The sequence below is a fragment of the Pseudomonas sp. 3MAES_34.3B genome, from assembly GCF_058145875.1.
In genome coordinates this window covers 4,427,152-4,439,273 of record NZ_CM176960.1, presented here as the reverse complement: position 1 = coordinate 4,439,273, position 12,122 = coordinate 4,427,152, and the positions used below count along the sequence as shown (strand labels likewise).

At 62.4% G+C, this 12,122-nt stretch carries 11 protein-coding genes; 5 read left to right on the top strand and 6 right to left on the bottom strand.

What is annotated here, in order from left to right:
* Positions 1-44: 44 nt before the first annotated feature.
* Positions 45-773 carry a phosphatase PAP2 family protein gene (locus AC3Z8Y_RS19765; protein WP_490087248.1) on the bottom strand — a complete coding sequence of 243 codons (729 nt, stop codon included), beginning with the start codon at positions 771-773 and terminating at the stop codon, positions 45-47.
* A 176-nt stretch (positions 774-949) separates the two neighbouring features.
* Between AC3Z8Y_RS19765 and AC3Z8Y_RS19760 the strand changes: the two genes are divergently transcribed.
* The 5 genes from AC3Z8Y_RS19760 to AC3Z8Y_RS19740 all read left to right on the top strand — a co-directional run bounded on the left by AC3Z8Y_RS19760 (position 950) and on the right by AC3Z8Y_RS19740 (position 4,683).
* Positions 950-1,633 carry a response regulator transcription factor gene (locus AC3Z8Y_RS19760; protein WP_181115312.1) on the top strand — a complete coding sequence of 228 codons (684 nt, stop codon included), beginning with the start codon at positions 950-952 and terminating at the stop codon, positions 1,631-1,633.
* A complete protein-coding gene (locus AC3Z8Y_RS19755) occupies positions 1,623-2,903 on the top strand; it encodes a sensor histidine kinase (protein WP_490087247.1) in 1,281 nt (426 codons plus the stop codon). The genes AC3Z8Y_RS19760 and AC3Z8Y_RS19755 overlap by 11 nt, the downstream gene beginning before the upstream one ends.
* Positions 2,904-3,047: 144 nt before the next feature.
* Entirely contained in the window at positions 3,048-3,728 is a 681-nt protein-coding gene (locus AC3Z8Y_RS19750) for a class I SAM-dependent methyltransferase (protein ID WP_490087246.1), read from the top strand.
* Positions 3,729-3,733: 5 nt separating this feature from the next.
* Positions 3,734-4,456, top strand: a complete 723-nt coding sequence (locus AC3Z8Y_RS19745; RefSeq protein WP_490087245.1) for a lipopolysaccharide kinase InaA family protein — start codon at positions 3,734-3,736, stop codon at positions 4,454-4,456.
* Positions 4,453-4,683 (top strand): hypothetical protein, encoded by a 231-nt coding sequence (locus AC3Z8Y_RS19740; protein WP_490087244.1) that lies wholly within the window; start codon positions 4,453-4,455, stop codon positions 4,681-4,683. Before AC3Z8Y_RS19745 ends, AC3Z8Y_RS19740 begins: the two co-directional genes overlap by 4 nt.
* A 61-nt stretch (positions 4,684-4,744) precedes the next feature.
* Here the strand turns inward: AC3Z8Y_RS19740 and AC3Z8Y_RS19735 are convergent, their stop codons facing one another.
* The 5 genes from AC3Z8Y_RS19735 to AC3Z8Y_RS19715 all read right to left on the bottom strand — a co-directional run bounded on the left by AC3Z8Y_RS19735 (position 4,745) and on the right by AC3Z8Y_RS19715 (position 11,998).
* Positions 4,745-5,845, bottom strand: a complete 1,101-nt coding sequence (locus AC3Z8Y_RS19735; RefSeq protein ID WP_490087243.1) for a DUF1513 domain-containing protein — start codon at positions 5,843-5,845, stop codon at positions 4,745-4,747.
* Position 5,846: 1 nt separating this feature from the next.
* Positions 5,847-6,911, bottom strand: a complete 1,065-nt coding sequence (locus AC3Z8Y_RS19730; RefSeq protein WP_490087242.1) for an imelysin family protein — start codon at positions 6,909-6,911, stop codon at positions 5,847-5,849.
* Between the two features lie 30 nt (positions 6,912-6,941).
* Positions 6,942-8,375, bottom strand: a complete 1,434-nt coding sequence (locus AC3Z8Y_RS19725) for a di-heme oxidoreductase family protein (protein WP_490087241.1) — start codon at positions 8,373-8,375, stop codon at positions 6,942-6,944.
* 110 nt (positions 8,376-8,485) lie between these two features.
* Entirely contained in the window at positions 8,486-9,820 is a 1,335-nt protein-coding gene (locus tag AC3Z8Y_RS19720) for an imelysin family protein (protein ID WP_490087240.1), read from the bottom strand.
* Positions 9,821-9,946: 126 nt separating this feature from the next.
* Positions 9,947-11,998, bottom strand: coding sequence for a putative bifunctional diguanylate cyclase/phosphodiesterase (locus tag AC3Z8Y_RS19715; RefSeq protein WP_490087239.1), 2,052 nt, complete (start codon positions 11,996-11,998; stop codon positions 9,947-9,949).
* Positions 11,999-12,122: the final 124 nt, after the last annotated feature.

Here is a 12,122-nt window from a genome sequence, read left to right as displayed (position 1 = left end):
ACGGCGGGGTTTTTTTATGGCTTTTTTTTATGGCCTGGATTGGGCTATGAACCCGTTGGCAGGCTGGCCGCTAACACACGTGTTGCCGGCCGGCGGTACAGCACCAGCCTGTAGGCGCCCAGGCAGATCCACCAGCAGAACACGGCAGTCCATACGTTATGGGAAAAGAAGTGCGCGCCTTGCAGCATCCGGCCCACGGAAAACACGATGCCAAGCCCCAGCGCTACGCCAAAGGCCGCACGTGCCAACCGAGGCCGCCGATCGCGGAGCGCAAAGTACAGGGCAAACAAGGTAAAGCCGGTAGCCGCGTGACCGCCTGGCCAGCATCGGCCTGGGTGATCGGTTGCCGGGCGGCTTTCGAACACCTTGCTGTAGGTTTCGCTACCGCCGAACTGAGTCAGGCTCCAGGGGCACTGAACTTCGGTCACCGCCTTGAGCGGCGTCACGAAACTGGTGGACAGCGCCATCGACAGCACCACGCAGCCGAGCTCGCGTCGCCAGGGTTTAAGCCGGGCCAGCACCATCGAGCCCAGAAACGCCGCTACGGCCAGAAGGCCGATCACGATCACCGCTTGCTTGGCGCGGTCATGCAGTACATCTTCCAGAAAGGCACTGTGTTTTCCCAGGAACTGCCTGGCACGGCTGTCATAGGCCAGCCTGGCCAGCCACATATCCAGGTTGGTGAACTCAAGCAACAGCAGGCCAAATACCAGTAGCGCGGGAATTCCCAGCGCCAGGGGCCAATTGAGCGGGCGGGTGTAGCGGGCAATCATGAGGCCTCCAAAACCGGGGCGTGGTCAATGGCGCAGCACTTTCGCAAGCCCGCCGTGGCCCTACCGTCAAGGACGCGTGAAAATTTTGCGGTGAGGATTTGCGCTAGCACTGGGCCGCGAACAGGGCGTAAGCTGCGCCGGCTTCCGGTCGTGCAGCGTAAAAAGAGGAACCATCCATGCGCATTCTCGTGGTCGAAGACAACCGCGACATTCTTGCCAACCTGGCCGATTACCTGGGCCTCAAAGGCTATACGGTGGACTGCGCCCAGGACGGGCTTTCGGGCCTTCACCTGGCTGCCACCGAGCACTATGACCTCATCGTGCTCGACGTGATGCTGCCCGGGATCGACGGCTACACCTTGTGCAAGCGCCTGCGCGAGGATGCTCGCCTGGACACGCCGGTGATCATGCTTACGGCCCGTGACCAATTGGACGACCGCTTGCAAGGCTTCCGCAACGGCGCAGACGACTACCTGGTCAAACCCTTCGCGCTGTCGGAATTGGCCGCCCGCATCGAGGCAGTGATGCGCCGCGCCCAGGGCGGAGGAAAGCGCACCTTGCAGGTGGGCGACCTGCACTATGACCTGGATACGCTGGAGGTGGTGCGGGAGGGCAAGCTGCTCAAGCTCAACCCGGTCGGCCTCAAGCTGTTGGCGGTGTTGATGCAGAAAAGCCCTCACGTGCTGCGCCGCGAAGTGCTTGAAGAAGCGCTCTGGGGTGATGACTGCCCCGACAGCGACAGCTTGCGCAGCCACGTGCATCAGTTGCGCCAGGTTATCGACAAGCCCTTCGCCAAGCCCCTGCTGCAAACGGTGCATGGCGTAGGCTATCGCCTCACCGAGGGCAGGGATGGAGTTTAAGCAAAGCCTTGCACAGCGGATCATCATCGCCTTCGCGCTGATGAGCGCGCTGGTGGCGGGGGCCTTCGCGGTGGGCATCGTGGCGACGGTGCACCTGGTAGAAGAAAAGCTCATCTCCGCCGGGCTGGGTGGGGACCTGCAGCGCCTGCTACTCATGGACACCATGGACGACTGGAGCCATCGCCCCGAGCCGGACCAGCTGTTCTACTTCAGCAATGGCCGCGGCGATTTCGCACTGCCCAAAGACCTGCGGCACTTGTCGGCGGGTTTTCACGAGGTCTTTCGTGGCGACCTTTCCTACCACGCAATGGTGGAAATCATTGACGGCCGCCGCTACGTGCTGCTGCAGGACCAGAGCGATTTCGAAGAGCGTGAACGTATTCTTTTTGCCGTTGTGGTGGTGGGCTTCGTGCTCAGCCTCGCACTGGCGGTGTTGCTTGGCTGGGTATTGGCACGGCGCGTAATGGCTCCGGTCATCCGGCTGGCCCGGCAGGTTCGCCATCGCGATCAGTTGCTCGGGCTGGCCCCACCGCTGGCCCCGGACTACGCCGAAGACGAAGTGGGGCAGTTGGCTGTTGCCTTCGACGCCACCCTTGGCCGGCTGCGCCAGGCGCTGACCCGTGAGCGGCTGTTCACCAGCGACGTCAGCCATGAGCTGCGCACACCGCTGATGGTTCTTGCCACGTCCTGCGAGCTGTTGTTGGCCAATGATCGCCTCGACGAACGCGCCAGGGCCCAGGCGGAACGCATTACCCGTGCCTGCGAAGAGATGCGCGAACTGGTACAGACCTTCCTGATGCTCGCGCGCGCCCAGCGTAACGAGACCATGGCCGCACAGATCACGTTGGCCGAAGTGGCCGAGGACCTTCTGGCGCAGTGGCGCCAGCCTATCGAGCAAAAGGGCCTGGCGTTGCTGTATGAACCAGGCCAGGCGACAGACCACCGCTACAACGCCACCTTCCTTCACACGGTGATGAGCAACCTGTTGCGCAATGCGCTGCATTACACGGATCAAGGGTTCATTCGCTTGAGCCTCAACCCGGCGGGCTTCAGTGTCGAGGACACCGGCGTGGGCATTCCTGAAGAAAAGCGCGAAGCGATGTTCCAGCCATTTGTGCGCGGCAACGAGAAGCGTGGCGAGGGGCTTGGCCTGGGCCTGTCGCTGGTGCAGCGGATCTGCGATGACCAGGGCTGGACCGTTACGCTTACCACCAATGAGCCACAGGGGTGCGTATTCCATGTAGTGCTAGGAACACCCGATGGTGCGTAAACAGGGTTTCATCTGCGCAAAATTGAAACATCTGGCAACGCACTCATCAGCCTGTTAACGTCCCATTACAGTTTTTTCACGTTTAGATGACCAAGCGACAACCTCCTGAACCCTAAGGTGCACGGCGTGTTCCAGGAGGTTCAGATGAGCAATCCGATCAAGCTCGAGTTTTCCGAAAAGTACGACGAAGCGCATGCACGGCGTTACTTTCACAAGCACCAGAATGGCCTGTCGCGCCGCCTTTCGCACCTGCGGGATGTGCAACTGGCGCGCAAGGCGCTGGAGCTGGCGGGGGATCCCAGCCTGGTGCTCGACCTGCCGTGCGGCGCGGGGCGGTTCTGGCCCATGCTCGCCGAGAAAGCGAACCGTGTGATCATCGGTGCCGATAACTCGCCGGACATGGTTGCCACGGCCTGTAAAATGCAGCCACCGCAGGTGGTGGAGCGGGTTCGGCCGATGCAGACCTCGGCCTTTGACATTGATTTGCCAGACAGCGCTGTCGATTGCATTTTCTCGATGCGCCTGATGCACCACATCGGCGAGTCGAGCCACCGTGTGGCCATGCTTCGCGAGTTTCATCGTGTGAGCCGGGATTCGGTCGTTCTTTCCTTGTGGGTGGATGGCAACTTCAAGGCGTGGAAGCGCCAGCGTTCGGAGCGTAACCGCGCCAGGCGAGGCGAAGCACCGAAGTACCAGAACCGTTTCCTGTTACCGGTAAACACCGTGGAGGCCGAGTTCGCCAAAGCGGGCTTCCGGATTCAGGAGCGCCTCGACTTTTTGCCCCTGTATGCCATGTGGCGAGTGTATGTATTGCGTAAGGAGTGACCTTGATGGCGGTAGAACAGGCGGGTGAACCCAGCTTTGACAGTAGCCAGGCTGGCTTTGAACGCTATTGGCAGAGCCAGGGCGAATGGGTGGAAGAGCCCAACCGGCGCCGCGGCGGCGAAAGCGGCGTACAGCGGGTTATTTTGCCTGATCACAACATGATTTATGTGAAGCGGCAGGTGGGGCATATCTACCGCTCCCCGCTGCACCCGTTTGGCCGGCCCACCGTGTTGCGCGAGCGCGATGCCTTGCAGGGCCTGAGCAAGCTTCAGGTGCGAGTGCCACGGCTGCTGTTCTGCGGCGCCCGGCGCGACCAGGCAGTGGGCTGGAAAGCCTTGCTGGTGACCGCATCGCTGGACGGTTTCGAGGAAATCACCCACTGGTACGAGAAAGGTGGGCGCGAGCGCTATGGTGAAGCGCTGCACGACCAGTTGCTCAAGGATCTGGCCGTCAACCTGGCGCGGATGCATCAAGGGCGTTGGCAGCACAGTTGCCTGTACATCAAGCATGTATTCGTTCGGGTAACCGAAACGGCCAGCGGCCCCAAGGCCGAGGTGGCACTGCTGGATCTGGAGAAGTGCCGGCGCCGGTTTACCGCAGCGGCAGCCTCGCAACATGACATGAAACAACTGCGCCGCCATTCGTCGTTCAGCGATGCGGACTGGAAGAAACTGCTCTACTTTTACGAGACGGCGTTTGGCAGCGTTGTCAAAGGGTTAGAGCGATGAACCTACAAATTGCACGAAGTTTGTTTTTGTTGGCCTCGTTGGCATTGACCACCGTTGCGGTCGCGGCTTGGGACGAGCCTGGCCCGGGTGTATTGCGGGCTGAAGACGGCCAGGGTATTTGCCCCTTTCCCAAGGCGCAAAAGGCCAGTACGGATCAGGTTCAGCCGGGCCATAACGCATTGCTGCTTATGTTCGGCCTTACTCAGGGCCTGCGTTCCGGCGCTTGAGCAAACCTTGTGCAACGAAAAATCCCGCTTCGGCGGGATTTTTCGTTTCTGGCGGCTGCAACTATGGCTGCAACACGTGCAAATGGTTATCCCAATGCGCTGATGGCAGTGCCAGCGGCGTGCCCAGCCATTGCCCCTTGCGGGCGCTGTAATAACGGCACCGCCCTTGCCCGGAGGTGACCACAAATCCCCCTTTTACCGCCGCAACGCCGGCACAATCGGGCATGGGCGCGTCCACCTTCACCTCAGCCGTGTCCAGGTCCCATACGAAGAAGCGGTTGGCCCGAGGGGCCGTTATTGCCACCAGGCGCAGCGTGTCGTTGATGGCCACGCTGGCGGTGTAATTGCCCATGGAAAGCAGTTGATCATCACGCACGGGGAAAGGCGCGAACGCTTCGCCGGGCCGCTTGATGGCCAACAACTGCGCGACCTCTTCGCCGCTGCCCATGAACTGCTGGCACGCCGCCACGCTGCCGTCGCTGGCCACAGCCAGGTGGCGGATGCTGTTCATGGGCTGGGCAAGGGTTTCCTTGCTGATCAAGGTGCCGTCCCGGCGCATCAGTACCAGGCTTGGCTCCATGGCATCGAGGTTCATGTCTACCCGACTCTCCGCTTCCGTGCGGATACCGCCGTTGGCAACCACCAGGGTTTCCCGGTCCGGTAGCCAGGCCACTTCGTGAGGCCCTATGCCGTGAGTGGGCAACTCGCCGAAGTGCTCCAGCCGCTCGCCGGTGAAGCGGTACACGCCCAGCAGGCCGCGGCCTGGCTGAGTGGTGTCGTTCTCCGTCGCGTACAACCATTCCCCAGCGTGGTGGACGACCGCATGGCCGTAAAAATGCCGGCCGGGCTGCGAGTGCAGGGTTTGCAGCAGGCGGCCGTCTCGTAGGTCCACAAGGTAGCTTTCAGTGCCCGGGCGGCGGGCCACGAACAGCGCTATCGGTTGGTGAGGGTGCTCGATGATGGCATGGCACCGCTGCGCCACCTGGGTACTGAAGGCCACGGTACCGTCGATACGATAACCCACGGCATAGTGGCCGCCGTCGGCGTCATCGCGGGCGGACAACAGCAGCGCGCTTCGGCTCCGGTTGCCGATCAGGCGCCAGCCGCCGAGTTTCAGCGAGCCTGCCAACCGTTGAGCCAGTGCCGAAAGCGAGCGTTGCATGTCAGTCACCGTCATTGGCGTTGAAGCCCAGCTGTATGTTCAGCGCGCGGGCCAGTTCGCCTTCGTGGAGGCGATGCACAGTATTGAGACGGTCGTAAATCCCGTCCAGCGTTTGCTGCCCGGCTGGGTCGGCCAGCAATTCGGTGAGGGTTTTCTGATTGTCGTTCAAGGCCTGGGCGGCAGCGCCATAGGCGGCGTCGATCTTGTCGGCCAGTGGCTTTTGATCGCTTGGCAAAAGCGCGCGCAAGCCTTTTCCGTCCACCCCGTTCCACACGGCTTGAGCGGCGCTCAGGCTGGCCTGAAGGCTTTTGAGCGAGGACTGGCTGCGCCACGCTTCGGCTTGGTACGGCTGGGCAACGCCTTTGCTTTGCCGGCCCATGGGCGCGCCGAGTTTTTTCTTCAAACTGTCGAGCGCGGTCACCTGGGCCCGCAGCAGGTCGGCGATGGCTTCGTGGGCATCGGCATACCGCTGGTTAGGGAATTTGGTGAGCTGCGCCAGCATGCCGTCATCGCGCTTCCAGCTGGCCAGGATGCCCTCGGCCAGTGCCTTCTGGTGCTCGCCGATGGCGACCAGCAGCGGGCAATAACTCGCCTTGCGGGCTGCGTCGGCAACCTCGGGCTTGCTGTCGAAGAGGATGTACTCATAGGCAGAAAGCCCCTGTACTACCACGCTGGCCTTGCCCAGTGCGGCGGCATCAAGGGCGCCGCCGGTAGCCACAAGCTGTTCCACCTGGCGCCCGACCAGGTTTTTCTTGTCCGGCCAGAATTGCACGGACCAGGCACGGTTGCCCTCGGCCAGCGGCCCGATCAGCAATGGCTGCAAGGCCGCCCAGGCTTTTTGCGCGGCGAGGAAGTCAGCACGGGCCTTGTCCAGGCTTTCCGTGCCCTGACAGAACGCCAAGGCGCTTTGTGCGAGCTGCCGATCGGCGTCTACCCACTGGCTGTAGGTGGGTAATATCACCTGGCTGGCCAATGCGGCGCTGGTCACCGCTTGCGGGTCCTGGGGCGCGCACGCACCGAGGGCGAGGGCGGCAAGGCTGGTGAACAGCAGCTTGGGACGGAACATGAGGGGCTCCACAGCAAAAGGTCGGGAATGTTATAGGGATTCGAGAAAGGCCAGCAATGCCGATCGCTGATCTGCGTCGAAACGCAACACCTTCAACTTTGCCCCGGCGGCTTCGCCGTCGTGCCACAACACGGCTTCGAGCAGGTTCCGCGCGCGGCCATCATGCAGGTAGCGGCCTCGAGGGTTTACCGTTCCGGACAAGCCGATGCCCCACAACGGCGGCGTTCGCCAGTCCTGGCCACGCGCTTCGAACTCCTCATGGCCATCGGCGAGGCCTGGGCCCATGTCGTGCAGCAGCAGGTCCGTGTACGGTCGGATGGACTGGTTGGCGAGCTCTGGTTCAGCGGCATCGGCGCGGGTGACGTAATGCGGGACATGGCAGGCCTGGCAACCGGCCTGATGGAACAGGCTTTTACCTTCGAGCACCTGCGCACTTGCTTCGCCGCGCCGTGCTGGCACGCCAAGGTTACGGCTGTAGAACAACACCAGCCTGCGAATGTTGTCGCTGACTTCAAAGGCCTCGGTCGCGCTCTGGTTGCCGTTGGCTGCACCCAGGCACGCGGCCTGTGCCGGTGTGCAATCGTCGGTGGGGTGCAGCGAGGAGGTTATCCCCAGGTCCCCGGCGAAGGCATGGGCGTTCTGTTGGTCCAGGCTTGGCTGACCGCCTTTCCAGCCGAAGCGCCCCAGCACTTTTTGCCCGCTGGCGTCTTCGAACACTTGGTTGGGGCGGCCGCGTACGCCATCGTTGGCGGTGGCCTGGGCGTTGGCGTTAGCCACAATGGCGCTTTCAGGGATGGCCTCGAGCAAGCCCAGGCCGATCATTGGCGGGGCGATCCGGGCGGACATCCGCACCTGCGGATGCAGCGGCCCATAGCCCAGCTGATCGATCTGCAGTTCCGGCTTGCGCAGCTCTACCCTGAACCCGTCGGCAAAGGTAACCGGAACCGGGGTATAGCGTACCCGCACACGGCCTTCCGGTTGCACGCCCGGGATGGCCATGTCCTGCAATTGCATGCCGTAGGTGGGTTCTGGGGCGAAACCAAGCCGGTGCACGCTGCTGGCCGCTTCAGCGGTGGGCGGTACGGACAGCCTCACCAGCATGGACACCGCATTGCTTGCCCCGGGCTCGGGCGGTTGGCCACGGCCATCCCGAATGTGGCAGTTCTGGCACGCATTGGTATTGAACAGCGGCCCCAGCCCATCCCGCGCGGTGGTGGTGGACGGCGCGATCACCCAGGGGTTGCGAAAGAAGCTGTTGCCCACGCTGAAGTCCACCCGCCGCGCCGCGCCGAGATTGCCCGAGGGCAGGGCATAGGCATTCACATCGCTGCGCTGCACAGTCGCGGAGCCGCCGGAGAGCGCTTCCCCCGGTTCGGCCGCAGTGAAGCGTGGCGCCTGGTCGCAAGCCACCAGCCCCAGCCCCAGGCCTATGGCCAAGGCAAGGAATGACCTGTGAACCGCCATTGGAAACATCGAAATAACCCGCGCTACAAAAATGCAAAAGCGAGCCACTGCAGGGCAGGGCTCGCCATGAAAGAATCGTCGCTCAGCGCAGCATCACCGAGCGCCTTCCCCTAGAACTCGTGTTCAGCGTTGTCCGGATTCAGATCCGTGATCCCCAACTTCCCGGCAGCCTGCTCGATCGCGCCGGTCTGCTTCACCAGCGCACCGATCGCATCGCGCACGATCTGGTTGCCGGCGGTGTTGCCCGAGGCAATCAGCTGGTCGAAGTGCTCGCCCTTGGTGGCGTGATCCACGATCACCTGCATTTTCGCTTCGGTGTCCGCCAGGTCGGCCTTGAGGGCTTCGTCGGTGGCCGGGTCGATCTTCGCCACCAGCGACGACAGGCTCGGACCGGTCAGGCGGGTGCCGTCGGCGCGCAGGTATTCGCCCAGGTAAACGTTGCGAATGCCCTTGGCATTGAAGAAGGCCGAGTTATGGGTGTTGTCGCTGAAGCAGTCATGTTCGTCTTCAGGCGAATTGGCTTCCAGGGCCACCTTCAGGCGCTCGCCGGCCAGTTCACCCAGCGATAGGCTGCCCATGCCGAACAGCATCTTGCGCAGGCCGCTGTCTACAGGCTCGGCTTCCAGGCTGGCGCGGTAGTTGTCGGCCACGCCCGGCTTCCAGTTGCCGACCATTTCCTTCAGGTCGCCGACCAGCAGGTCGGTCGAGGCCTTGAGGTAGGCGCGGCGGCGACCGTTGTGGCCGCCCGTGGCGCCCTTGCCCTGCAGGTAGTCGCTGGCGGGGCGGTTGCCGGCCCCCGGGCCCGTGCCGTTGAGATCCTGGCCCCACAGCAGGAACTCGATGGCGTGGTAACCGGTGGCAACGTTGGCCTCGGAGCCGCCCAGCTCATTGAGGCTGGCGAGCTTCTCCGGAGTGATGTCTTTCACGTCAACCTTGTCTTCGCCAACCTGGATTTCCGTGTTGGCGATGATGTTGGCGCTGCCGCCCGGGTTACCCAGGGCAGGTTCATACCCTTTGGCCACGTAGTCGATCAGGCCTTCGTCCAGGGGCCAGGCGTTCACCTGGCCTTCCCAGTCGTCGATGATGGTGTTGCCAAAGCGGAAGACTTCGCTTTGCAGGTAGGAGGGCCGGGCGGCGAGCCAGGCTTCGCGCGCGGCCTTGAGCGTATTGGCGTCGGGCTTGGCAAGGAAGGCATCCACAGCTTGTTGCAGCGCCGTTGCGGTGGTGAGGGCGTCGCTGAATACCGCGTATACCATTTCGCTGTAATGGCCGACAACGGCCTTGGCCGCCGCTTGATCCAGGGCGACCGCCGCAGGGGTGGCGCTGGCGTTAGCCGCTGTCGGCGCAGGCGTTTGCGCGGCTGCCTTTTCCTTGTCGTTGTCGCCGCAACCGGCGAGCGAAATGGCAATGGCCAGCAAACTGGCAACCAACGGCGTACGGATCATGGGCAATTCCTGCATCAGAAGTGGCGATAGGCGCCCGTGGCGCCGAACGAAGCGGGCCACATGATGCGAAGGATTTGCATTTGATGTAAAGGCCCGGCTGAAAAATAATTCATCCAGGCCACACCCTCAGGAATGGATTACCCGCCCACGCTCGGCCTGCTTGAGGAACGTCAGCAGGTCACGCGCTGGCAAGGGCCGTGAGTAGTAATAGCCTTGGCCTTCGTGACATCCCTCGGCAATGATGTAGGCCTCCTGTTCGGCCGTTTCCACGCCTTCGGCAATCACCTGCATGCCCAGGCTCTTGCCCAGCTGAATCACGGCACGAACGATGGTTGCGTCATCTTCGTCGTCGAGCAGGTCTTTCACGAAGCTTTTATCGATCTTGATCTTGTCCAGCGGAAGCGAGCGCAGATAGCCCAGGGACGAGTACCCGGTACCGAAGTCATCGATGGCGATCAAGGCGCCGGACTGGCGCAAGCTCAGCAAGTGCTGGGCGGCGGTGCTGATGTCTTCCATCAGGCCGGTTTCGGTGACTTCCAGTTCGAGGCTGCGCGGTGGCAAGCTGTACATCTGCAAGATGTTGCTCACCACCCGAGGCAGTTCGCTGTGGTGCAGCTGCACCGTGGACAGGTTTACCGCCATACGCAAATGGGTGAAGCCCTGGTCATGCCATTCGCGCAGCTGCGCGCAGGCCTGGTCGAGTACCCATTCACCGATCGAAACGATGGTGCCGTTCTGTTCCGCCAAGGGAATGAACTGATCCGGCGGGATAAACCCGAACTCCGGGTGCTGCCAGCGCAACAGTGCCTCCACGCCCACGATACGGTGGTCGCGGTAGCTGATCTGGGGTTGATACACCAGGAACAGCTGGTTGTGTGCCAGGGCTTCGCGCAGGGCTTTTTCCAGCTCACGGCGGCGGCGCATCTCGCTGTCCACGCTGGCGACATAAAACTGATAGCGGTTGCGTGACCGGGTCTTGGCCAGTGTCATCGTTTGCTCGGCCTTTTGCAGCAGCTTCTCGGTGCTGTCGCCGTCTTCGGGGAAGAGGGTGATGCCGATAGTGGCGCGCAGGCGGATCTCGCGGGCATCCAGGGCGAAGGGCGCGGCAAGGTCGTCAAGGATCTGCTGGGCCAGCTCGGCGGCCTTGTAGGGCTCCTCGATATTGGCCTGCACCAGTGCGAACTGGTCGCCTCCCAGGCGGGCCAAGGCACCGAGGCGGCCGCTGTGGGCGCGAAGCCGGTCGGCGGTGGCCAACAGCAATTGGTCGCCTGCCTGATAGCTGTACTGCTCGTTCACGCCCTTGAAGTCATCCAGGCCCACACAGATGACCGCTACGCGCCGCTGCATGCGAGCCGCGTCGATCAGGATCTGGTCCAGTTGCTGCTGCAGTTGCAGACGGTTGGGCAAGCCGGTGAGGAAGTCGTACTGGGACATGCGCAATAAACTGTCCTCGGCCTCACGGCGCAGTGAGGTATTGCGCTCGATGGACGCCAGCAACTGGTTCGCGGTGCGCACCCACAAGCCCAGTTCGTTCTTTTCATGGCCCTTGGGAAGCGGCAGCTGGTGCTGACCGGGCCGGTCCGGCGTGATCTCGCTCAGGTGTTCGAGCATGCGCGACAGCGGCTTGGTCAGCAGCCAGTGATACACCATGTACAGCACCAGGCCCATGAGCATGGCGCGCAGTACCCCGGAGACGAACAGCACCCAGGAGTTGCGCACGAACTCTTCCCCGTAGGTCGCGGTATCCAGCGTGATATTCAGGTCGCCGTAGTATTCGTTGTAGGGCGGGCGGCCAATCAAGCGGATGCTGAAGGTGCGTTCCTTGTCCAGTACAGGATCGGTGAGCCAGCGGGTGGAGGTATTAGCCAGTGGGCGCTCGCGCTCGGCGAGCATCTCCTCGCCAGGGTGGCCAATGGAGGCGGCGCGCACGGCAGGGTCCTGGAACAGCCCTCCGATCACCTGCATGGCCATTTCCTTGTCCAGGCTATAGACGGCCTGGGTGGACGGGTCCTGGAACATATCAAGGATGCGCTCGGCATCGCGGGCGATCGTATGTCGGGTCTTGTAGCCGTCGAGAATGATTTGCCCACAGCTGAGCACCACGCCCACCACCAGCGTGGAGAGCAGCACAATCCTCAGCAATCTCAGCGACAAGCTGTGCTTGAGTTCCACCTTCAAAGGAAAATTCCTTGTTCCGAGCACGCGGTAACCGGTTGCCCGAGTATTGGCAAACCCTGAATGACCGTCAAAGGGTTCGAGCAGATTCAAGGCCCAAGCAGGCCATCGGCTCGAAAAAAATATG